Here is a 21705-nt window from a genome sequence, read left to right as displayed (position 1 = left end):
GACCCGCCCGCGCGGCGCCCGCCGTCACCCCGCGCCCGCCGTCACCCCACCCGACGTACGAACTCCTTCACCGCCCCCGCCACATCCGCCGCACTCCACGACAGCGCGGGCGCCGCCACCGTCACCTCGGCCATGGACACCCCGGGCACACCGCCCGGCGCGGGATGGAACCGGTGGAACAGCGCCACCCCGGTCTCCTCCGCCTGCAGGACCGCCGCATCCGACAGCACATCGGCCGCGTACGGCAGCCACACCTGGAACTCATGGGTGTGCGGCACCTCGGGGTTGACCCGGAACCAGGGCACACCCGCCGCCCTGAACCCGTCCGAGAGCGCCGCGGCCACGACCTTCGCGTGCTCCACGTACGAGGCCAGCCGCGGCAGCTCACGCTCCAGGCCCAGCAGGGCCGACAGCGCGGCCGGGTACTGCTGGAAGAGCTGGCCCCCGTAGCGGTGGCGCCAGGTCCTGGCCTCATCGACCAGCGACACCGGGCCCGCGAGCACGGCGCCCGACAGGCCGTCCAGGGACTTGTAGAAGGAGACATAGACACTGTCCGCGAGACCCGCGATCTCATCGAGCCCGCGGCCGAAGTGCGGGGCGCACTCCCAGAGCCGCGCGCCGTCGATATGCACCACCGCATCGCGTTCCCTGGCGGCCCCGACGACGGCGACCAGCTCGTCCCACGTCGGGAGGACGAAACCGGCGTCACGCAGCGGCAGTTCGAGCATCAGCGTGCCGAAGGGCTCGTCGAAGTCGCGTACCTCCGCGGCCGTGGGCAGCCGGGGCGCCGACGTCGGATGGACGGTACGCAGCCCGCTCACCGCCCCGAAAGCGCCCCTTTCATGCAGCTCGGGGTGGGCCATCGGGTGCAGCGCGACCACCGGATCGCCGGTACGCCCCGCCCAGCACCGCAGCGCGACCTGCTGCGCCATCGTGCCGGTGGGGAAGAAGGCGGCGGCCGGGAACCCGAGCAGCGTGGCCACCCGCCGCTCCAGCTCGGCGACGACCCCGCCGCCGTAGATGTCCACCGGCTCGTCCATGTCGTACACCGTGCCCGCGTCCGCGGCCAGCGCGGTCAGCCGCTCGCCCAGCGTGGCCATCGCGGACGGCCGTGAAAGGACCCGCTCCGCACCGCGCATCGCGGCGATCCTGCGCCGGCCCGCGTCCTGCTCGGCGTCCCGCGCGGACTGCTCCGGCGGCTCGGGCTGCCCGGTCCCTGTGCGCTGCCGACCCTCGCCGGCCTGCTCTTTTCCGGTGCCGTGCCCGGTCCCGCCGTCCTGTCCGGTGCCGTCGGCCCCGGTGGTGTCCGCCTCGTTCGTCATGCGCCGATCCTCGCCCGCGGGCTGTGGACAGTCCAACGAGTTACCCCGAATCCTGGGCGTAGCATGACGGGGAAATCGTCCGGTACCCCTCGCGGACTGGAACGGAAGGCCGATCCCACGTGAACGCATCAGCAGAATCCCGCCCCGCGCGGCTCACCGTCGGCGTGGTCGGAGCGGGCCGGGTGGGCCCCGCGCTCGCCGCCGCGCTCCAGCTCGCCGGGCACCGCCCGGTCGCCGCGTCCGGTGTCTCCGACGCATCCGTACGCAGGGCCGCGGTCCTGCTCCCCGACGTCCCCCTGGTCACCCCGGCCGAAGTGCTGGCCCGCGCCGAGCTGGTCCTGCTGACCGTGCCCGACGACGCGCTGCCCGCGCTGGTGGAGGGCCTGGCCGAGACCGGTGCGATCCGGCCGGGACAGCTCCTGGTCCATACGTCGGGCCGGTTCGGCACCGGGGTGCTCGACCCCGCGCTGCGCGCCGGAGCCCTGCCGCTCGCCCTGCACCCGGCGATGACCTTCACCGGCACCTCGGTGGACGTGCAGCGGCTGGCCGGCTGCTCCTTCGGCGTGACCGCACCCGACGAGCTGCGGCTCGCCGCCGAGGCGCTGGTCATCGAGATGGGCGGCGAGCCCGAGTGGATCGCGGAGGAGTCCCGTCCGCTCTACCACGCGGCGCTGGCGCTCGGCGCGAACCACCTGGTCACCCTGGTGGCGCAGGCGATGGAGCTGCTGCGCACCGCGGGGGTGGCCGCCCCCGACCGGATGCTCGGACCGCTCCTCGGCGCGGCCCTCGACAACGCCCTCAGGTCCGGCGACGCCGCCCTGACCGGGCCGGTCGCCCGGGGCGACGCGGGCACGGTCGCGGCGCATGTCGCCGAGTTGCGCAAGCACGCGCCGCAGGCCGTCGCCGGCTACCTCGCGATGGCCCGTACGACGGCCGACCGCGCCCTGGCACAGGGACTGCTCAAGCCCGAACTGGCCGAGGATCTGCTGGGCGTCCTCGCGGACGGAGAGACACGATGACCGCGACCGCGCTGCTGCACACGGCCGCCGAGCTGCACGCCCTGCCGCCCGCGGGCGGCAGCACCGGGACCCGCGCCGTGGTCATGACCATGGGCGCCCTGCACGAGGGCCACGCCGCGCTCGTGCGCGCGGCCAGGGAGCGGGTGGGCGACGCCGGGCAGGTCGTCGTGACGGTCTTCGTCAACCCGCTGCAGTTCGGCGCGGGTGAAGACCTCGACCGTTACCCGCGCACCCTCGAAGCGGACCTCGCCGTCGCCGAACTGGCGGGCGCCGACGCCGTCTTCGCGCCGTCGGCCGACGAGGTCTACCCGGGCGGCGAGCCCCAGGTCCGGGTCGCCGCCGGCCCGATGGGGGAGCGCTTCGAAGGCGCGGCCCGCCCCGGCCACTTCGACGGAATGCTCACCGTCGTCGCCAAACTCCTGCACCTCACCCGCCCCGGTATCGCGCTGTTCGGGCAGAAGGACGCCCAACAGCTCGCCCTGGTACGGCGGATGGCGCGCGACCTCGACTTCCCGGTCGAGATCGCCGGCGTACCGACGGTCCGGGAGCCGGACGGGCTGGCGATGTCCAGCCGCAACCGTTTCCTCTCGACCGAGGACCGCACGGCCGCACTGGCCCTGTCCCGCGCCCTGTTCGCGGGCCGGGACGCCCTCACCGCGACCGCCTCCGCCACCCCCGCGGCCGTGCGCGCCGCCGCGCGGGCCGTCACCGACGGGGCGGCGCTCTCCCTGGACTACCTGTCCCTGATCGACCCGTCCGACTTCACCGAGGCCACCGAAGACCACCGGGGCGAAGCCGTCCTCGCGGTCGCCGCCCGGTTCGGTACGACGCGCCTGATCGACAACATCCCGCTGACCTTCGGGGGACCACAGTGACCGGAACCGGAATACGCCTGCACGCCCCTGCCCCCGGCTGGGAGATCGACGCCGACGTCGTGATCGTCGGATCCGGAGTGGCCGGGCTGACGGCCGCGCTGCGCTGCACAGCGGCCGGTCTTCGTACCGTCGTCGTGACCAAGGCCCGCCTGGACGACGGCTCGACCCGCTGGGCCCAGGGCGGTATCGCGGCGGCCATCGGCGAGGGCGACACCCCTCAGCAGCACCTCGACGACACGCTGGTCGCGGGGGCCGGGCTCTGCGACGAGGCGGCCGTCCGCACCCTGGTCACCGAGGGCCCCGACGCCGTACGCAGGCTGATCGCGACCGGCGCCCGGTTCGACACCGACGCGGCCGGCGGTATCGCGCTCACCCGCGAGGGCGGCCACCACCGCAGTCGTATCGCCCACGCGGGCGGCGACGCCACGGGTGCCGAGATCTCCCGCGCCCTGGTCGGCGCGGTCCGTACGGCCGCCCTGCGCACCGTCGAGAACGCGCTGGTCCTCGACCTGATCACCGACGCCGAAGGCCGTACGGCGGGCGTCACCCTGCACGTCATGGGGGAGGGCCGGCACGACGGTGTCGGCGCGGTCCGCGCACCCGCCGTGGTCCTCGCCACCGGCGGCATGGGCCAGATCTTCTCGGCGACCACCAACCCCGCCGTCTCGACCGGCGACGGCGTGGCCCTCGCGCTGCGGGCGGGCGCCGAGGTCTCCGACCTGGAGTTCGTGCAGTTCCACCCCACGGTGCTCTTCCTCGGCGCGGGCGCCGAGGGCCAGCAGCCGCTGGTCTCCGAAGCGGTACGGGGAGAGGGCGCCCACCTCGTGGACGCGGACGGGGTCCGCTTCATGACCGGGCAGCACGAGCTGGCCGAGCTGGCCCCCCGCGACATCGTGGCCAAGGCCATCACCCGCCGGATGCAGGAGCAGGGCACCGAGCACATGTATCTCGACGGCAGGCACTTCGGCGCCGAGATGTGGGAGCGGCGCTTCCCGACGATCCTCGCCGCCTGCCGCAGCCACGGCATCGACCCGGTGACCGAGCCGGTCCCGGTCGCCCCGGCCGCGCACTACGCCTCGGGCGGCGTCCGCACCGACCTGCACGGCCGTACGACCGTCCCGGGTCTCTACGCCTGCGGCGAGGTCGCCTGCACCGGCGTACACGGCGCGAACCGGCTGGCGTCCAACTCCCTCCTGGAGGGCCTGGTCTTCGCCGAGCGCATCGCCGACGACATCGTCGCTGCGAACACGGGCACGGGCACGGGCACGGGCACGGGCACGGACTGGGACTCGGGTACGGGCACAGGCATCGGCACCGGCACGGACTCGGGCTCCGGCACCGGCTCGGGCTCCGGCCCAGCCGCGGAGGGCGGCGGGTGCACCGGCGCCGCCGTCCCCCCGGCGGAGCCGGCCACGCTCCCGCACTCCCCGCACCTCCCGCTTCTCCCGCCCGAGGCCCGGTTCCGTATCCAGCGCATCATGGCGGCGGGCGCCGGAGTGCTCCGTTCCGCGGAGAGCCTCGCCGGGGCCGCGGAGCAGCTTGAGGCGATCCGCGCCGAAGCCGAGGCGCAGGCCGCGGCCGACGCCGTGGCGGAAGCGGCCGCGGGCGCCGCCATGGACGCGGCAGCGGCGGGAGCCCCCGAAGCGCTGCCCGCCGTCGCCCTGAAGCCCACCGAACCGGGCGTCGAGGCATGGGAGGCGACCAACCTCCTCTGTGTCGCCCGCGTTCTCACCGCCGCGGCCCAGCGCCGGGCGGAGACCCGCGGCTGCCACTGGCGCGAGGACCACGCGGACCGTGACGACACCGACTGGCGCCGCCACCTCGTCGTACGGCTGTGCCCCGACCGTTCGCTCGCCGTGCACACCACGGACAGCGCCGACTTTCCCCCGACCCTCCCTCAGCGCCCTCAGGAGCAGTGACCGTGACCACCCCCGACCTCCCCCTCCACCGGATCGGCGACGACGCCGTGAGCGCCGAGCCGGCGGGCGGCTGCGGCGACGCCTGCGCCTGCGGCGACGGCTACGACGGTGCCGACGACCCCATGGAGTGCGGTCTCGACCCCGCTCTCGCCGAGCTGCTGGCCGCCGCGGGGCTCGACCCGGTCCTGGTCGAGGACATCGCGCACCTCGCCATCGACGAGGACCTCGACGGGGGTGTGGACGTGACGAGCGTCGCGACCGTCCCCGTCGGCGCCGTCGCCACCGGCGACTTCACCGCCCGTGAGGCCGGTACGGTCGCGGGCCTGCGGGTCGCCGAAGCGGTGCTCTCCATCGTCTGTACCGAGGCGTTCGAGGTGGAGCGGCATGTCGAGGACGGTGAGCGCGTCACCGCCGGCCAGAAGCTGCTCTCGGTCACCACCCGCACCCGGGACCTGCTGACCGCCGAGCGCAGCGCGCTCAACCTGCTGTGCCGCCTCTCCGGCATCGCGACCGCCACCCGTGCCTGGGCCGACGTACTGGAGGGCACCAAGGCCAGGGTCCGCGACACCCGCAAGACCACACCGGGGCTGCGCGCCCTGGAGAAGTACGCGGTGCGCTGCGGCGGCGGCGTCAACCACCGGATGTCGCTCTCGGACGCGGCCCTGGTCAAGGACAACCACGTGGTCGCGGCCGGCGGGGTCGCCGAGGCGTTCAAGCTCGTACGCGCCGAGTTCCCCGACCTCCCCATCGAGGTCGAGGTGGACACCATCGCCCAGGTCACCGAGGTCCTGGAGGCGGGCGCCGACCTGATCCTGCTGGACAACTTCACCCCGGAGCAGACCGCCGAAGCCGTCGCGCTCGTCGCCGGCCGCGCCCTCCTGGAGTCATCGGGCCGGCTCACCCTGGAGACGGCCAGGGCCTACGCCGAGACGGGCGTCGACCACCTGGCGGTCGGCGGGCTCACGCACTCGTCGCCGATCCTCGACATCGGTCTCGACCTGCGCGAGGCGAAGTAACCCATGCTGCTCACCATCGACGTCGGCAACACCCACACCGTCCTCGGCCTCTTCGACGGCGACGAGATCGTGGAGCACTGGCGCATCTCGACGGACGCCCGGCGCACCGCCGACGAACTCGCCGTACTGCTCCAGGGCCTGATGGGCATGCACCCGCTGCTCGGCCGCGGCCTCGGCGACGGCATCGAGGGGATCGCGGTCTGCTCGACCGTCCCCTCCGTCCTGCACGAACTGCGCGAGGTGACCCGCCGCTACTACGGCGACGTCCCGGCGGTCCTGGTCGAGCCGGGCATCAGGACGGGCGTCCCGATCCTGGTGGACAACCCGAAGGAGGTCGGCGCCGACCGCATCATCAACGCGGTCGCCGCAGTCGAGCTGTACGGCGGCCCGGCCGTCGTCGTCGACTTCGGTACGGCGACGACCTTCGACGCGGTGTCGGCGCGCGGCGAGTACACCGGCGGTGTCATCGCCCCCGGCATCGAGATCTCGGTCGAGGCGCTCGGGGTGAAGGGCGCCCAGCTCCGCAAGATCGAACTGGCCCGCCCGCGCAGCGTGATCGGCAAGAACACCGTGGAGGCCATGCAGTCCGGCATCATCTACGGCTTCGCCGGACAGGTCGACGGGGTGGTGAACCGGATGGCCCGCGAGCTCGCCGACGACCCGGCGGACGTCACGGTCATCGCCACCGGCGGTCTCGCCCCGATGGTCCTCAGCGAGGCCACCGTCATCGACGAGCACGAGCCGTGGCTGACGCTGATCGGGCTGCGCCTGGTGTACGAGCGGAACGTCGCCCGGCTGTGAGTCCGGTGCGGTAGCCGGACCGCCCGGACCCGCTGTACGCCAGTGCCGGTAGCCGGTCCGGCCGCCCGGCCGGTGGCGTGGCGGCCGGGGGGCATAGCGGGCGTCTGCGGGGTAACTGCGGAGCGGCCGTGGCAGGCGGCGGGGCGGTGGCCCCGCCTCTCTCCCGCCGCGCCGCCACCGGTCGATTAAGCCGATATTGTCCCTTTAGTACGTATCGTCGTTCCATGCCCACGCCCTACGGATCCCGAGGCGGCATGGCCTTCAGCGCGGATGAGCTGCGTGTGCTCCGACGCGCCCTTGCCATCGCCCTCAACCCGACCCCCGTCGCAGAAGAGGACGTCCAGGACTGTCTGCGTCTCGCCGAGTCCGTGGACGAGGCGATCGCGGAGGCCGGCAGACTGCGCGCCTTCCTCCTCGCCGACCTCGCCCGCTACCGCGACGCACTCCCCGGCACGGCCGGCAGCTACACGGAGCTGCTCCAGGACGCCCTGGCCGCCGGTTACGACCCCCGCCCCGAGGACCTCGCGGCCCTGCGCACCCTGCGCGGCGCGCCGTCAGGCGACGCCCTGCTGAGACGCTGCCGGGCCCTGGCCGAGCAGTCGGTGCGCGCCCGGCTCGCGGGCCGCGCCGTGACCCCGGGCCCCCGCACCCGGCTGCTCGCACTGCCCGGTGGCCGGGCGGCGAACGACCCGGACCAGCCGAAGCGCCCCGAGCGCCCGGCCCCGGTCAAGGAGCCGGTCAAGCCCCGCCCGGCCCCCAAGCCGTCCGAGGTCTTCCCGCCACGCCGCAAGCCCGCGGCGCCCCCGGCTCAGCACTCGATGACCGGATAGCTACTCTGTCCGTATGGACTACGTTTCCGCGCTTGTGCCCCCCGTGGTGATGGCCGTGTTCTTCACGATCGTCGTGAGGACGATCGTGAAGACCCAGGGCGGCCCGAACAAGGCCAAGGAAGACGCGGCCGTGGACGAGGTGCTCGCCCGCGCCGAGGCCGCGGTACAGCCGACGGGCGGCACGGCCACCTGACAGCGGCGCCACTCGACGGCAGCGTCACCCGACGAGCACGCCGTCCGGCGGCGGTGCCTGCGGGCTGCGTCAGGACCCGAAGGGCGTACGGCATTTCACGCCGTACGCCCTTTTCTGTGTTTTCCGCGCTAATAACCAGCTATTCGTGACATCTCGCACTATGGTGCAGATGTGCCCCGTCAATTGGGAGAGCTGGAAGACGCCGTCATGTCACGCGTCTGGGAGTGGAACCGTCCGGTCACTGTCAGAGAAGTTCTGGAAGACCTCGAACGAGACCGGACGATCGCCTACACCACCGTGATGACCGTATTGGACAATCTCCATCAGAAGGGCTGGGTGCGCCGTGAAGTGGACGGCCGCGCCTATCGGTATACGGCGGTCTCCACCCGGGCCGCCTACTCGGCCGCACTGATGAACGAAGCCTGGTCGACGAGTGACAACTCGGCGGCCGCCCTTGTCGCCTTCTTCGGCATGATGTCCTCCGAGCAACGCGATGCACTCCGTGATGCTTTGCGCATCGTTCAGGGTGATGCCGACCGCGATGACCGGGACGCAGACGCAGGGCGATAACGTCTTGCGCATGTCAGGTACGCGAGCAAAAGCCCTCACCGTCCGCAGAGCCAGGACCAGCGATGTGCCGGCGGTGCGCGGACTCCTGGACGCGTACGTACGTGAGCGGATCCTGCTCGACAAAGCCACGGTGACGCTTTACGAGTCCATCCAGGAGTTCTGGGTCGCGGAACGCGACGACGACGCGAGGGTCGTCGGCTGCGGCGCACTCCATGTGATGTGGGAAGACCTCGCCGAAGTACGCACTCTCGCGGTGGACCGCGAGTTCAAGGGCGCCGGAGTGGGCCATCAGGTCCTGGACAAGCTCTTGCAGACCGCACGGTGGATCGGTGTGCGCCGCGTATTCTGCCTGACCTTCGAAGTCGACTTCTTCGCGAAGCACGGCTTCACCGAGATCGGTGAGACTCCCGTCGACGGAGATGTCTACAGCGAGCTGCTGCGTTCCTATGACGAGGGAGTCGCCGAGTTCCTCGGTCTCGAACGGGTGAAGCCGAACACCTTGGGCAACAGCCGGATGCTTCTGCACCTGTGACGGTCACTTCGCATCGGAACCCTATGTCCGAATCGCGCATGTTTCCCGCGTTCTTGCACTCCTGAACCTCTGCCGGGGGTTTGTGTTTTCCAGGGAAAAGCGGTTTCCTTTCCGCGTACTGAATTTTTCGATGAAAGGAAATCCGGTGGCACAGAAGGTTCAGGTCCTTCTTGTCGATGACCTCGACGGCGGCGAGGCGGACGAGACCGTGACGTTCGCTCTGGATGGCAAGACTTACGAGATCGACCTCACCACCGCGAACGCGGACAAGCTCCGGACGCTGCTGGAGCCTTACGCCAAGGGCGGCCGGCGCACCGGTGGCCGTGGCACCGGCGGCCGCGGCAAGGCCCGTATCGCTGTCGGCGGTAACAAGGACACCGCCGAGATTCGCAAGTGGGCCAAGGAGAACGGCTACAACGTGAATGACCGCGGCCGTGTGCCCGCGGACATCCGTGAGGCTTACGAGAAGGCCAACGGCTGATTCCCGGAAGGTCCGGGGTTCGCACCCCGGACAGCAGCCGCAGTCCGGTCTCCGGGGGGCGCCCCCCGGAAAGCCGCGGCGCTGCGCACCATCCGGGCCCGGTGGCATTCCTCCGCCGCCGCGTCCACCAGCCGTACCAGGTCGGGAGCGCTGCCCTGCTCCCCGAACCGGCTGAAGACAGGCAGGGACGGCTCCACATCGCGCCCCGGCTCCGGTGGCCGCAACCAGCGGGCGGCCCCCCGTACGCCCCGCGCGCGGGGCGGCAGGGGAGCGGCGATCAGGCCGCCTGCGCCGACGGCGGTCAGATCCAGTGCGATCCCGCCCCACTCCAGCCAGTCGAGCAGCCCCGGCAGCTCATCGGCGCTGCCCGCCGCCACCAGCAGCCGCACCCGGGAGCCCTCCAGCGCCACAGGGCCCGTGCCGGGAGCCCTGCGCAGCAGCGCGAGCCCCGCGTCGGACGGCAGGTCGATCACGTCGAAGCGCACCCCGGTCAGCAGCCGGACCGGCGGCCCGGCCAGCGCGGCCCAGCCCAGCCGGGACTCGTACCAGCGGAGCGTGCTGTCGGTGCCGGCGCTTCCGGTGCCGCTGCGCGTACGGGCGGACGGTTCGCGGTCGGCCGGTTCGCGGGGGGACGGAACGGTGAAGGCCATGACTGAGCAACTGCCACAGTGCGTGGGAGTTACGGAGTGCTCCCGCTCGATTGCGTTCTGTTGATGAACAAGAGGCGTGCGGATGTGTTCGGGGGCGCGAGGATGTTCGCCCGTAGCTGAGGGGAACCGTCGCACGCCGCATGGACTGTCAGTCTCTGCGGGTAAGACATACCTAGTGGGGAGGGGCGACACGCGGTTCAGGCGGTCTCACGTTCGCCATCGGCGTACTGGAGACAGGGGTATCTGCCTGGCCTGCGGGAACATCGTCTCGCACCATCGGGTTGGAGCAGTTGTCGGCTGTTCGGGCCGGAGGCCATGGACGGGTGTCGGCAGTTGGAATGAGCTGTCCCGCCCTGCGGGACTAGCATGCGGAAGGACTGGGAGGGGACCGACCCCTCGCTGCCCGACCGCTCTGAGGAGCGATTAACGATGTTCGAGAGGTTCACCGACCGCGCGCGGCGGGTTGTCGTCCTGGCTCAGGAAGAAGCCCGGATGCTCAACCACAACTACATCGGCACCGAGCACATTCTCCTGGGCCTTATCCATGAGGGTGAGGGTGTCGCCGCTAAGGCCCTGGAGAGCCTCGGGATTTCGCTCGAGGCGGTCCGCCAGCAGGTGGAGGAGATCATCGGTCAGGGGCAGCAGGCCCCGTCCGGCCACATCCCCTTCACCCCTCGTGCCAAGAAGGTCCTGGAGCTGTCGCTCCGGGAGGCTCTTCAGCTCGGCCACAACTACATCGGTACGGAGCACATCCTGCTCGGCCTGATCCGCGAGGGCGAGGGCGTCGCAGCCCAGGTCCTCGTGAAGCTGGGCGCCGATCTGAACCGGGTGCGGCAGCAGGTCATCCAGCTGCTCTCCGGTTACCAGGGCAAGGAGACGGCCGCCGCGGGCGGCCCCGCCGAGGGCACGCCCTCGACCTCGCTCGTCCTGGACCAGTTCGGCCGCAACCTCACCCAGGCCGCCCGCGAATCCAAGCTCGACCCGGTCATCGGGCGCGAGAAGGAGATCGAGCGGGTCATGCAGGTGCTGTCGCGCCGTACCAAGAACAACCCGGTTCTCATCGGCGAGCCCGGCGTCGGGAAGACGGCGGTCGTCGAAGGACTGGCGCAGGCCATCGTCAAGGGCGAGGTGCCCGAGACCCTCAAGGACAAGCACCTCTACACCCTCGACCTCGGTGCGCTCGTCGCCGGTTCCCGCTACCGCGGTGACTTCGAGGAGCGGCTGAAGAAGGTCCTCAAGGAGATCCGCACCCGCGGCGACATCATCCTGTTCATCGACGAGCTCCACACCCTGGTGGGTGCGGGTGCCGCCGAGGGCGCGATCGACGCGGCTTCGATCCTGAAGCCGATGCTCGCCCGCGGTGAGCTCCAGACCATCGGTGCCACCACGCTCGACGAGTACCGCAAGCACCTCGAGAAGGACGCGGCCCTCGAGCGCCGCTTCCAGCCGATCCAGGTGGCGGAGCCCTCGCTCCCGCACACCATCGAGATCCTCAAGGGCCTGCGGGACCGCTACGAGGCGCACCACCGGGTCTCCATCACGGACGAGGCGCTGGTGCAGGCCGCCACCCTGGCCGACCGGTACATCTCGGACCGCTTCCTGCCGGACAAGGCGATCGACCTGATCGACGAGGCCGGCTCCCGGATGCGTATCCGCCGGATGACCGCGCCGCCGGACCTCCGCGAGTTCGACGAGAAGATCGCGAACGTCCGCCGCGACAAGGAGTCGGCCATCGACTCCCAGGACTTCGAGAAGGCAGCTTCGCTCCGCGACAAGGAGAAGCAGCTGCTGGCGGCGAAGACCAAGCGGGAGAAGGAGTGGAAGGCCGGCGACATGGATGTCGTCGCCGAGGTCGACGGCGAGCTGATCGCCGAGGTCCTGGCCACGGCCACCGGTATCCCGGTCTTCAAGCTCACCGAGGAGGAGTCCTCGCGGCTGCTCCGCATGGAGGACGAGCTGCACAAGCGCGTCATCGGCCAGAAGGACGCCATCAAGGCCCTCTCGCAGGCGATCCGCCGTACGCGAGCGGGTCTGAAGGACCCGAAGCGCCCCGGTGGCTCGTTCATCTTCGCCGGCCCGTCCGGTGTCGGTAAGACCGAGCTCTCCAAGACGCTCGCCGAATTCCTCTTCGGCGACGAGGACGCACTGATCTCCCTCGACATGTCGGAGTTCAGCGAGAAGCACACGGTTTCCCGTCTCTTCGGTTCTCCCCCCGGATACGTGGGTTACGAAGAGGGCGGCCAGCTCACCGAGAAGGTGCGCAGGAAGCCGTTCTCGGTCGTTCTCTTCGACGAGGTCGAGAAGGCCCACCCCGATATCTTCAATTCCCTGCTCCAGATTCTGGAAGACGGTCGTCTGACCGACTCCCAGGGCCGGGTGGTGGACTTCAAGAACACGGTCATCATCATGACGACCAACCTCGGGACCCGGGACATCTCCAAGGGCTTCAACCTGGGCTTCGCGGCCCAGGGCGACGTCAAGACCGGATACGACCGGATGAAGGCCAAGGTCAACGAGGAGCTGAAGCAGCACTTCCGCCCCGAGTTCCTGAACCGTGTCGATGACACGGTGGTCTTCCACCAGCTGACCGAGGAAGACATCATCCAGATCGTCGACCTCATGATCGAGAAGGTCGACGAGCGGCTGCGCGACCGGGACATGGGCCTCGAGCTCAGCCCGGACGCCAAGTCGCTGCTCGCCAAGCACGGTTACGACCCGGTGATGGGCGCGCGTCCGCTGCGGCGCACGATCCAGCGCGAGATCGAGGACATCCTCTCCGAGAAGATCCTCTTCGGTGAGCTGCGCCCCGGTCACATCGTGGTCGTCGGTGTCGAGGGCGAGGGTGAGGAGAAGAAGTTCACCTTCCGCGGCGAGGAGAAGTCGGCTCTGCCCGACGCCCCGCCGATCGAGCAGGCGGCAGGTGGCTCCGGCCCGAACATGACGAAGGACGTCTGACGCTGATGCGTTGAGCGGCCCAGCACCACCAGAGCGGCCCCGGAACCGGTCATCGGTTCCGGGGCCGCTCTCTGCTGTGCCGCGACGGGACCGCCCGCGCTTCCGTCCGGTCCCTCTTCGCGCCCGCCGCGTCCCTCCGCGCTCCCCGCCCAGCGCTTCCGGGCTCCCTGCCCCGGGCTTCCGTGTTCTCTTCGCGCCCTCTCCCGGTCGGCTTCGGAGCCTCTTCCGCCGTACCGGCCGGTCGCCGAAGGTCCCGAAACGGACAGGCGTTGGTCCCCCGGTGGTGACAAGCGCCACAGGGGTGTTTTGGCCTACTAGCCGGGATAGGAGGTGAGCCGCAGGCGGCTGCCGGGCCTTCCGGACCGGGGGGTCCGGGACTTTCGGCCCCCGGGAGGCCCAGCCTGTGCGAGGCCGATCCCTGCCCGGGCGAACTGGGCCTAAACGCCCGTAACCGGATCGATTTCCCGGGCCCGGCGCCGGTGTGGCCCCGCGATCCGGCGGGACTTTCCCTGCGCTTCCCCTACGACGTGATGTCGTAGATGGGCGTTTTGGGTGCTTCGCCGAGTGGGTTACCAATGAGTGGTCCGCCCGACCTGAACGGTTGGGTCCACTGATGTACGGAGATCTCACGTATGCAGAAGCACACCACGTCCCCCGTGTCCCGCCGGTCCCCGCTTCGCACCCGCGCTGCGGTCGTAGCCGCCGGGCTCGGAGTGTCGGTCGCGCTGGGAGCCGGGGTCGCGGTCGCTGCCGACGCACACCCGGCCACCACGGCCGCGGGGACCTCGAATGTCGCGACCGCGCTCGCCCACCAGGCCAGCGCCCAGTCCAAGGCCGCGGAGCACACCGCCAAGACGGCCAAGGAGACGAAGGCCGCCAAGGCCGCCCAGGCGAAGAAGGCCGCCAACGCGTGGATCGCGCCCGTCGCGCACCCCGTGATCGGTGAGCCCTTCGGCGAGGCCGGCCACATGTGGTCCCACAAGCACTCGGGCCAGGACTTCGTCGTCCCGACCGGCACCCCGGTCATGGCCGCGCACACCGGCACCGTCGTGAAGGCCGGCCCCAACGGCGGCGGCGACGGCCCGGCGTACGGCAACGCGATCGAGATCAAGCACAGCGACAACACGTACACGCAGTACGCGCACCTGTCGCAGATCGACGTCCACATCGGCCAGACCGTCAAGACCGGTCAGGTCATCGCCAAGTCCGGCGCGACGGGCAATGTGACCGGCCCGCACCTGCACTTCGAGGTCCGCACGGGCCCGAACTACGGCTCGGGCTTCAACCCGATGCCGTTCCTGAAGGCCCACGGCGTCAAGTTCTGACCGGTCGGGACCGACCGGCACAGGACGGTCAACGCTCCACGCCCGCATCCAGATGGGCCTGGGTCATGAGCTCGATGGCGACTTCGAGGACAGCCTTGCGCTTCTCCTCGGGGTCGCCTTCGGCGTCTCTGAGCGCGAACGAACCGGCGTGCATGGTGAACAGCGCGGTGAAGCAGCGGACCTGGTCGGTCAGTGACGCGTCGGGCGCTCTCACCAGGTCGAGCAGAAGCAGCATCCGGTCCTTGAAGTTCTCGCCGACGCTCAGCTCCCGTACCGTCCCCTGGTTCTCCTGCATGAAGCGGAACAGAGGGGCCACGCCGCTGAGTGCCTCGCTGTAGCGGCGCAGGACCTCCTTCTTCGTCTCCAGGCTGCGGGGCCGGGTCTGCCCCCACGCGATGACCTCGTCGATGGGCTCCGCCAGATCGTGGAAGAGACTGATGAGGATGTCTTCCTTGGTCTTGAAGTGGTAGTAGAGAGCCGCCTTGGTGACGTCGAGCTTCTCGGCGATCTCCCGGAGTGACGTCTTCTCGTACCCCTGCTCGACGAAGAGCTCCAGCGCGACATCCTGGATCCGCTGACGGGTGTTGCCTCTGCTGCTCATGGTGCTCTCCCGCGATACTTACTTGACGCCCGGCTAGTACCGAGGCTACCTTCTCCCAGTGTAATCAACTAGCCGGGCGGCAAGTAAGTTTCGAATCGAGCCCGGCAGGCTCATGGGGAGTGGTGGGGTACGTGTCGGAGACCGCAGAACTGACGAGACCGGAAGCGGACGGCAAAGCCGGCCGTCAGCCGCGCAGCGTGCGGGTGGTGCTGTTCGCGCTGATGATCGCGATGCTGCTCGCGATGCTCGACAACATGATCGTGAACACCGCGATGCCGACCATCGTCGGCGAGCTCGGCGGGCTGGCACATCTGTCCTGGGTGGTGACCGCGTACACGCTGGCGACGGCGGCGTCCACGCCCATCTGGGGCAAGGTCGGCGACATGTACGGGCGCAAGGGCGCCTTCCTCTCCTCCATCGTGATCTTCCTGGTCGGCTCCGCGGCGAGCGGCATGGCGCAGGACATGAGCCAGCTCATCGGCTTCCGCGCCATCCAGGGCCTCGGCGCCGGCGGTCTGATGGTCGGCGTCATGGCGATCATCGGTGACCTGATTCCGCCCCGTGAGCGCGGCAAGTACCAGGGCATGATGGCGGGCGTCATGGCCGTCGCGATGATCGGCGGACCGCTCGTCGGCGGCGCCATCACGGACCACCTCGGCTGGCGCTGGACCTTCTACATCAACCTCCCGCTGGGCGCGGTCGCACTCGCCATGGTCACGGCCGTGCTGCATCTGCCGAAGAAGCGGTCGCGGGGCCGGATCGACTATCTGGGTACCGCGCTGCTGACCATCGGCATCGTGTCGATCGTGCTGGTCACCACCTGGGGCGGCTCGCAGTACGCCTGGGGCTCGGCCATCGTCATGGAGCTGATCTTCATCGGCGTCGCCGCGCTGATCGGCTTCGTCTTCTGGGAGACCAAGGCCGCAGAGCCGATCGTGCCGCTGCACATCTTCCGCAACCGGAACTTCTCGCTGATGTCGATCATCGGCTTCCTGACCGGTTTCGTGATGTTCGGCGCGATGCTCTTCCTGCCTCTGTTCCAGCAGTCGGTGCAGGGCGCGTCGGCGACCAACTCCGGTCTGCTGCTGATGCCCATGCTGCTGGCGATGATGGCCGTCTCGCTCGTCGCGGGCCGGATCACCACCAACACCGGCAAGTACAAGGTCTTCCCGATCGCGGGCGGCGCCCTGATGGTCGTCGGGCTGTACCTGCTGTCCACGATGGACGTCCACACCACACGGCTGACGACCGGTGTCTACATGGCCGTGGTCGGCGCCGGCATGGGCTTCCTGATGCAGATCACCATGCTGGTCGCGCAGAACAGCGTCGAGATGAAGGACATGGGCGTCGCCTCGTCATCGGCCACCCTCTTCCGTACGCTCGGCTCCTCCTTCGGCGTCTCGATCATGGGCGCGCTCTTCACCAACAAGGTGCAGGACGAGATGGCCGCGCGGATGGGCAAGGGTGTCTCGCTCCCCTCGGCGCAGCTGGACGCGGCGAGCCTGGCGAAGCTGCCGGAGAAGGCCAGGGACGCGTACCAGTACGCCGTCGCGGCGGGCACCCACGGCGGATTCCTGCTGGGGGCCGTCGCCGGACTCGCGGTGATCGCCGCCGCCGTCTTCGTCAAGGAAGTGGCGCTGCGCGGCGGGCCGGAGGCCCCCGCACCGGTGCAGGAGCCGTAGGCCCCACCCCGGCTCCCGCAGGACGGATACGAGTGGGCCCCGGACGCATCGCGCGTCCGGGGCCCACTCGGCTGTCTGGTTCTGTACGCGTCACGAGGGCCCGGTCGGCCGGGTCAGGGTGCGGAAGCTGCCGGTGACCGTCGGCGCGTGCTCCGGGAGCCAGAGCACCGCGATGGCGCCGCCCGTCTCCTTCGCGCCCTCGGGCGCCGCGTTACGGAAGGTGAGCCGCGCCCCGAGCACCTTCGCCTGGCCGGCCGCGATCGTCAGCCCCAGGCCGTGCCCCACGCCCGCCCGGTCGCTGCTGCCCGTACGGAAACGGCTCGGCCCGTCCCGCAGCAGCGTGCCGGGGAACCCGGGTCCGTGGTCGCGCACCCGCACCACCCGGCCCTCGACCGTGACCTCCACCGGCGTCCCGCCGTGCTTGGCCGCGTTGCCCAGCAGATTGCCGAGGATCCGCTCCAGGCGCCGCGGATCGGTGTTCACCCACGACTCGTGCACCACCTGGATCCGCGCGTCCGGCGCCATGATCGCCACCCGGCGGCTCACGAACTCACCCAGCGCGATCTCCTGGAGCTCGGCCCGCTCGGACGCGCTGTCCAGCCTGGCCACCTCCAGTACGTCCTCGACCAGGGTCCGCAGCGCCTGCGCCCGGTTGCGTACCAGCTCGGTCGGCCGGCCGGGCGGCAGCAGCTCCGCGGCCGTCAGCAGCCCGGTCACCGGTGTGCGCAGCTCGTGCGCGATATCGGCGGTGACCCGGCGCTCGGCCTCCACCCGCTCCTGCAGGGTGTCGGTCATCGCGTCCACGGCGCGGGCCAGCTCGTCCGTCTCGTCCCGTACGAAACCGCCGATGGCGGCCCGCACCCGGACGTCGGTGCCGCCCTGCGCGACCTTGGTCGCGGCCGCGGCCGCCTTGCGCAGCCGCCGCGAGAGCTGGCCGCCGATCAGGACACCCAGCGCGCTGCCCCCGAGCACCACCGATACCGAGCCGATGATCAGCGCCCGGTCGAGATCCTGCAGGACGGACGCGCTGCTGCCGTAACGGCTGTGCAGGGAGAGCACATCGCCGTCGGAGAGCGGGGCGGCCGCCCAGACGTCCGGGATCCCGTCGGGGTGCTCGACGACGAGCGTGGAGATCCGGTTCTCGGCGGCCCGGCGCCGCAACTCCCTGGGCAGGCTCGGGTCGTTGACCTTCGAGCCGAACTGCGGCTGCTGCTGTTGCTGTTTCTTCGACTCGAAGAGGCGCAGGGCGAACTGGAGCCGGACGACCTGGGTGTCCCGTGCGTTGTCGAGCATCGAGACCCGGGCCGCGTTGTGCACGACCAGGCTGAGCGCGACAGCGATGAGCGCGCCGACACCCGCGATGGCGATGCTGATCTTCCATCGGACGCCGGTGCGCAGGGAGGGGTGCTTCATGTCGGCGTTCCTGTTCGACGCGGGCCGACCACGGAGCCCCTACGGCCGGGGGTCCGGGGGTTGTCCCCCGGGAGACACAGCCACCGGACGCCGGTGCGCAGGGAAGGGTGCTTCATGCCTTCAGCTTGTATCCGAAGCCGCGGACCGTTTCGATCCTGTCCTGTCCGATCTTTGTCCGCAGCCGCTGCACATGGACGTCCACGACCCGGGTGTCACCGCCCCAGCCGTAGTCCCAGACCCGCTCCAGGAGCTTGTCGCGGGAGAGCACCGTGCCGGGCGCCGAGGAGAACTCCAGGAGGAGCCGCATCTCGGTCGGGGTCAGTGCCACCGGGGCGCCGCCCTTGTGCACCTCCATGCCCTCCGTGTCGACCTCGATGTCACCGAAGGCCAGCACCCCGCGCTCGTCCGGCTCGCCGCCCCTGTCCGTACCGGCGCCGCCGGCATGTCCGAACCGGCGCAGCACAGCGCGGATACGGGCCACCAGGACCGCACCGTCGAACGGCTTCGTCACATAGTCGTCGGCCCCCGCTTCGAGCCCCAGCACCACGTCGATCGAGTCGGCACGCGCCGACAGCATGATCACGGGAACGGTCGACTGGTCACGGATCCGGCGGCACAGGGAGACCCCGTCCAGGCCCGGCAGCATGACGTCGAGCAGGGCGATGTCCGGCTGGTTCGTCCGGAACGCCTCAAGCCCGGAGAGCCCGTCGGGCATCGCGGTGACGCGGAAACCGTCCCGCTCAAGGGCGAGCTGTGTCGCCTCGCGGATCACATCGTCGTCCTCGACGAAGAGGACGTGGGTCTCGGCCATCCCGCTGCTCTCTCAGTTGCCGCCGGGGCTGGTGGTGGCGGGGTCCCCGTCGGCGTCCCCGTCACCGACCGCCCGGCTGAAGTCGGTGTGCACGGCGTCGGTCTGCGCGAACTTGTTGTTCGTCCAGTGGTACGTCAGGACGTCCTCGCTCGACGCGTACGACATCGAGTCGCCCTTCGCGTACTGCTGCTTCGTCACCACGAGATCGCCCCGGTCGATCTCGGAGTAGACGGGCGCGGCCTCCGAGGCGAAGACGTTCTTGTACGAGCCGCCCTGCGCACGGTAGACGTATGTGGCGACCCCCACCGCACTGCGGCACGTCATCACATTCACCACGACATCGGCGACATCACCGCCGGTGAGCCGCGCGTACGAGACGTCGACCGGGTAGTCGCTGCCCGAGCAGGGCTTCAGATCGCGCTTGACGGCCGTGCTGACCGTCGCGTCCTGCTTCAGGAGCGCCACCGCGTTCACCCGCTCGCCCGGCCGGGTGGCCGCCGCCGACCCCGGCTCCTTGGTGGGCGCGACCGCGGGCACCGAATGGGCCGCCCCCTCGTCCCGCGTCCCCGTGCCGCCCGAGTCGCAGCCGGCCACGAACATCCCGACGACGGCGAGCCCGGCCACCGCCGTGACGCCCGCCGCCAGAGTGCCGCTTCTCGTCCTGGCCGCTCTGCTTCCGGCTGTGACGTCTCCGGCTGTGCCGATCCGGGCTGTGCCGATCCCGGCTGTGCCGCCTCCGGCTGTCCAGCTTCCGGCTCGCCTGCTTCCGGCCGGCGCGCCGCGGCCGCCGTCGCACCCGGGGGCGCCCGGACCGTCCGCCGGGTCCGAGGGGTCCGCCGGGTCCTCCGGGTCCTCTGTCAGGCCGCGCACCGCTCCCGCCCCATCTCTTGTTCCCCACGGATCAGCGCACGCGCGTCGATGTCCCGGCTCTCCAGTTCCTGCCGGAGCCGCGCAAGGGCCCGGTGCAGGGTGCTCTTCACCGTACCGGCAGACATGCCGAGTGCGGCAGCCGTCTCCTCGGTGCTCATCTGCTCCCAGTGTCGCAGGACGACAACACTGCGCTGCTTGGGAGCGAGCACCTTCAGGATGTCCATCAGCAGCGCCCGGTCGGCATGCTGCTCCGTGCCGTCCTCGACGCTCGCGTCGGGCAGCTGCTCGGTGGGGACCTCCTCCAGCCTGCGGGCCCGCCACCACTCCGTCCGGGTGTTGATCATGACGCGGCGCAGATAGGCGTCGGCCAGCGACTTGTCGGCGATGCCCTCCCAGCGGCGGTAGGTGCGAGCCAGGGCGGTCTGCAGCAGGTCCTGGGCGTCGACGGGGTCGGGCACCAGCCGGCGGGCGCTCCGCAACAGGGCGTCCTGCCTGGTGCGTACGTACTCCTCGAATTCGAGCACCTCACCGTGCGCCATAGCCAACCGCCTCCGTCGTTCCCCGTGTTCACGCTGTTCTGTGGTCTGTCCACGAAGCTATGGGGGCGTTGTCACGGAGCTGTGCGTACCAGCCGTCGGCGGACGCACGGCTGCCCATCGATTGTGTAACGGAGATCAGCGAGATCAGGTTTAAAACGGGAACAGGCGATTCCAGCGGGGCGCCGGCCGGCCGGTTCAGCTGAGCGGAAGCCGGTAGACCCCGTCCGCCAGCGGCTCGACGAGCCCGTCGGCGACCAGTCCGTCCAGCGCCCTGGCCCGCTGCACCGGCTCGTGCCACACCGCGTCGAGCTGCGACTGCGGTACGGGTCCCGGCGCGTCCCGCAGCACCGCGAGGAGCTTGCCGCGCACCTGGCGGTCCGTACCGGCGTACGTCTGTCCGCGCCGCGGTGCCCCGGCGTGCGCCGGTTTGCCCGCCAGCCGCCAGACGCACTGCGCGGCGATCGGGCAGCGCCCGCACTCGGGGTTCTTGGCGGTGCAGACCAGCGCGCCCAGCTCCATGGAGGCCGCGGCCCAGCGGGCGGCGGTGATCTCGTCGTCGGGGAGCAGAGCGCGGGCGAGCCTGCGCTCGGCGGCGGTGGTGGCGTTCGGCGGGTACTCGACACCGGCGACCGCGCGGGAGAAGACCCGCCGCACATTGGTGTCCAGGACCGCATGGCGCCGCCCGTACGCGAACGAGGCCACGGCCGCCGCCGTGTACTCACCGATCCCGGGCAGCGAGATCAGCTGCCCGTGCTCGGACGGCACCTCACCGCCGTGCCGCTCCGTGATGGCCTGGGCCGCTCCGTGGAGGCGCAGGGCACGGCGCGGATAGCCGAGCCTGCCCCAGGCACGGACCGCCTCGCCGGGGGGCTCGGCCGCCAGATCGGCCGGGCGCGGCCAGCGCGCCATCCACTGCTCGTACACCGGCAGCACCCGTACGACAGGGGTCTGCTGGAGCATGAACTCGCTGACCATGACCCCCCAGGCGCCCGCTTCGGGCCGGCGCCAGGGCAGATCGCGGGCGTTCGCGCCGAACCAGGTGATGACGGAGGAGTGCAGCTCGGCGGCGGCCCGGGCATCCGGCAGACCGGCGGAACCGGCCTCGGGGACAGCGGCGTCGGGCACAGCGGCGCCGGGGACAGCGGTGTCAGAAGCAGCAGTGTCAGAAACAGCGGCGTCAGAAACAGCGATGTCAGAAGCCGCGGTGTCAGCAGCAGCGGCGTCAGAGGCGGCGAAGGAGGGAGAAGAGGGAGCAGCAGGCGTCGAAGTCTCAGTGGTTGCAGTCATGGCACGTCCAATCC

At 70.8% G+C, this 21705-nt stretch carries 21 protein-coding genes; 13 read left to right on the top strand and 8 right to left on the bottom strand.

The window, feature by feature from the left end; translation table 11 throughout:
* Positions 1-41 precede the first annotated feature (41 nt).
* A complete protein-coding gene (locus OG510_RS16085) occupies positions 42-1322 on the bottom strand; it encodes a threonine aldolase family protein (RefSeq protein WP_406137559.1) in 1281 nt (426 codons plus the stop codon).
* Between the two features lie 119 nt (positions 1323-1441).
* Here OG510_RS16085 and OG510_RS16080 point away from each other — a divergent pair, with 119 nt between their 5' ends.
* From OG510_RS16080 to OG510_RS16035, 10 genes are all read left to right on the top strand, one after another.
* Complete coding sequence (locus OG510_RS16080) at positions 1442-2341, top strand: DUF2520 domain-containing protein (RefSeq protein ID WP_164267305.1); 900 nt, start codon at positions 1442-1444, stop codon at positions 2339-2341.
* Complete coding sequence (panC, locus tag OG510_RS16075) at positions 2338-3216, top strand: pantoate--beta-alanine ligase (protein ID WP_406137558.1); 879 nt, start codon at positions 2338-2340, stop codon at positions 3214-3216. Before OG510_RS16080 ends, panC begins: the two co-directional genes overlap by 4 nt.
* The gene (locus OG510_RS16070; protein WP_406137557.1) at positions 3213-5135 is read left to right on the top strand and encodes an L-aspartate oxidase; all 1923 of its coding nucleotides are present in this window, start codon (positions 3213-3215) and stop codon (positions 5133-5135) included. The genes panC and OG510_RS16070 overlap by 4 nt, the downstream gene beginning before the upstream one ends.
* 2 nt (positions 5136-5137) lie before the next feature.
* Complete coding sequence (gene nadC, locus OG510_RS16065) at positions 5138-6151, top strand: carboxylating nicotinate-nucleotide diphosphorylase (RefSeq protein WP_406137555.1); 1014 nt, start codon at positions 5138-5140, stop codon at positions 6149-6151.
* A 3-nt stretch (positions 6152-6154) separates the two neighbouring features.
* Positions 6155-6952 (top strand): type III pantothenate kinase, encoded by a 798-nt coding sequence (locus OG510_RS16060; RefSeq protein WP_164267894.1) that lies wholly within the window; start codon positions 6155-6157, stop codon positions 6950-6952.
* A 254-nt stretch (positions 6953-7206) separates the two neighbouring features.
* Complete coding sequence (locus OG510_RS16055; RefSeq protein ID WP_406142417.1) at positions 7207-7782, top strand: hypothetical protein; 576 nt, start codon at positions 7207-7209, stop codon at positions 7780-7782.
* 13 nt (positions 7783-7795) lie between these two features.
* Positions 7796-7975, top strand: coding sequence for a hypothetical protein (locus OG510_RS16050; RefSeq protein WP_164264102.1), 180 nt, complete (start codon positions 7796-7798; stop codon positions 7973-7975).
* A 171-nt stretch (positions 7976-8146) separates the two neighbouring features.
* Complete coding sequence (locus tag OG510_RS16045) at positions 8147-8545, top strand: BlaI/MecI/CopY family transcriptional regulator (protein WP_406137554.1); 399 nt, start codon at positions 8147-8149, stop codon at positions 8543-8545.
* 10 nt (positions 8546-8555) lie between these two features.
* Positions 8556-9077, top strand: coding sequence for an amino-acid N-acetyltransferase (locus tag OG510_RS16040; RefSeq protein ID WP_406137552.1), 522 nt, complete (start codon positions 8556-8558; stop codon positions 9075-9077).
* A 145-nt stretch (positions 9078-9222) separates the two neighbouring features.
* Positions 9223-9558 carry an Lsr2 family protein gene (locus OG510_RS16035; protein ID WP_406137550.1) on the top strand — a complete coding sequence of 112 codons (336 nt, stop codon included), beginning with the start codon at positions 9223-9225 and terminating at the stop codon, positions 9556-9558.
* Here OG510_RS16035 and OG510_RS16030 read toward each other — a convergent pair.
* Positions 9537-10208, bottom strand: coding sequence for an SCO3374 family protein (locus OG510_RS16030; RefSeq protein WP_406137548.1), 672 nt, complete (start codon positions 10206-10208; stop codon positions 9537-9539). The genes OG510_RS16035 and OG510_RS16030 overlap by 22 nt on opposite strands.
* A 429-nt stretch (positions 10209-10637) precedes the next feature.
* Here OG510_RS16030 and OG510_RS16025 point away from each other — a divergent pair, with 429 nt between their 5' ends.
* Entirely contained in the window at positions 10638-13163 is a 2526-nt protein-coding gene (locus tag OG510_RS16025) for an ATP-dependent Clp protease ATP-binding subunit (protein ID WP_164264107.1), read from the top strand.
* A 632-nt stretch (positions 13164-13795) separates the two neighbouring features.
* Entirely contained in the window at positions 13796-14488 is a 693-nt protein-coding gene (locus OG510_RS16020) for a M23 family metallopeptidase (RefSeq protein ID WP_406137546.1), read from the top strand.
* Positions 14489-14516: 28 nt separating this feature from the next.
* Here the strand turns inward: OG510_RS16020 and OG510_RS16015 are convergent, their stop codons facing one another.
* A complete protein-coding gene (locus OG510_RS16015) occupies positions 14517-15089 on the bottom strand; it encodes a TetR/AcrR family transcriptional regulator (protein WP_406137544.1) in 573 nt (190 codons plus the stop codon).
* Between the two features lie 131 nt (positions 15090-15220).
* On the opposite strand from OG510_RS16015, the gene OG510_RS16010 reads away from it, so the two are divergent.
* Positions 15221-16771, top strand: coding sequence for an MDR family MFS transporter (locus tag OG510_RS16010; protein WP_406137542.1), 1551 nt, complete (start codon positions 15221-15223; stop codon positions 16769-16771).
* 90 nt (positions 16772-16861) lie between these two features.
* On the opposite strand, the gene cseC is transcribed toward OG510_RS16010, so the two are convergent.
* From cseC to OG510_RS15985, 5 genes are all read right to left on the bottom strand, one after another.
* Positions 16862-18184 (bottom strand): two-component system sensor histidine kinase CseC, encoded by a 1323-nt coding sequence (cseC, locus tag OG510_RS16005; protein ID WP_406137540.1) that lies wholly within the window; start codon positions 18182-18184, stop codon positions 16862-16864.
* Between the two features lie 112 nt (positions 18185-18296).
* Positions 18297-18995: a two-component system response regulator CseB gene (cseB, locus tag OG510_RS16000; protein WP_406137538.1), complete on the bottom strand. Its 699-nt coding sequence runs from the start codon at positions 18993-18995 to the stop codon at positions 18297-18299.
* 12 nt (positions 18996-19007) lie between these two features.
* Complete coding sequence (locus OG510_RS15995; RefSeq protein ID WP_406137537.1) at positions 19008-19865, bottom strand: hypothetical protein; 858 nt, start codon at positions 19863-19865, stop codon at positions 19008-19010.
* A complete protein-coding gene (locus tag OG510_RS15990) occupies positions 19853-20404 on the bottom strand; it encodes a SigE family RNA polymerase sigma factor (protein WP_266854649.1) in 552 nt (183 codons plus the stop codon). Before OG510_RS15990 ends, OG510_RS15995 begins: the two co-directional genes overlap by 13 nt.
* Before the next feature lie 195 nt (positions 20405-20599).
* Positions 20600-21691 (bottom strand): A/G-specific adenine glycosylase, encoded by a 1092-nt coding sequence (locus OG510_RS15985; RefSeq protein ID WP_406137535.1) that lies wholly within the window; start codon positions 21689-21691, stop codon positions 20600-20602.
* Between the last annotated feature and the right edge of the window lie 14 nt (positions 21692-21705).

Origin of the sequence: Streptomyces sp. NBC_01089 (genome assembly GCF_045162975.1) — a bacterium.
Taxonomy (GTDB): domain Bacteria; phylum Actinomycetota; class Actinomycetes; order Streptomycetales; family Streptomycetaceae; genus Streptomyces.
The sequence above is the reverse complement of the archived record's forward strand: the minus strand, read 5'-3'. Positions and strand labels throughout refer to the sequence as shown.

Excerpts from the sequence above, each read along its gene's own strand:
- OG510_RS16030 (WP_406137548.1), bottom strand. The coding sequence starts at position 10,208 with ATGGCCTTCACCGTTCCGTCCCCCCGCGAACCGGCCGACCGCGAACCG.
- OG510_RS16085 (WP_406137559.1), bottom strand. The coding sequence starts at position 1,322 with ATGACGAACGAGGCGGACACCACCGGGGCCGACGGCACCGGACAGGAC.
- OG510_RS16015 (WP_406137544.1), bottom strand. The coding sequence starts at position 15,089 with ATGAGCAGCAGAGGCAACACCCGTCAGCGGATCCAGGATGTCGCGCTG.
- OG510_RS16055 (WP_406142417.1), top strand. The coding sequence starts at position 7,207 with ATGGCCTTCAGCGCGGATGAGCTGCGTGTGCTCCGACGCGCCCTTGCC.
- OG510_RS16060 (WP_164267894.1), top strand. The coding sequence starts at position 6,155 with ATGCTGCTCACCATCGACGTCGGCAACACCCACACCGTCCTCGGCCTC.
- cseC (WP_406137540.1), bottom strand. The coding sequence starts at position 18,184 with ATGAAGCACCCCTCCCTGCGCACCGGCGTCCGATGGAAGATCAGCATC.
- OG510_RS16040 (WP_406137552.1), top strand. The coding sequence starts at position 8,556 with ATGTCAGGTACGCGAGCAAAAGCCCTCACCGTCCGCAGAGCCAGGACC.
- OG510_RS15985 (WP_406137535.1), bottom strand. The coding sequence starts at position 21,691 with ATGACTGCAACCACTGAGACTTCGACGCCTGCTGCTCCCTCTTCTCCC.
- OG510_RS16050 (WP_164264102.1), top strand. The coding sequence starts at position 7,796 with ATGGACTACGTTTCCGCGCTTGTGCCCCCCGTGGTGATGGCCGTGTTC.
- panC (WP_406137558.1), top strand. The coding sequence starts at position 2,338 with ATGACCGCGACCGCGCTGCTGCACACGGCCGCCGAGCTGCACGCCCTG.
- cseB (WP_406137538.1), bottom strand. The coding sequence starts at position 18,995 with ATGGCCGAGACCCACGTCCTCTTCGTCGAGGACGACGATGTGATCCGC.
- OG510_RS15990 (WP_266854649.1), bottom strand. The coding sequence starts at position 20,404 with ATGGCGCACGGTGAGGTGCTCGAATTCGAGGAGTACGTACGCACCAGG.
- OG510_RS16020 (WP_406137546.1), top strand. The coding sequence starts at position 13,796 with ATGCAGAAGCACACCACGTCCCCCGTGTCCCGCCGGTCCCCGCTTCGC.
- OG510_RS16025 (WP_164264107.1), top strand. The coding sequence starts at position 10,638 with ATGTTCGAGAGGTTCACCGACCGCGCGCGGCGGGTTGTCGTCCTGGCT.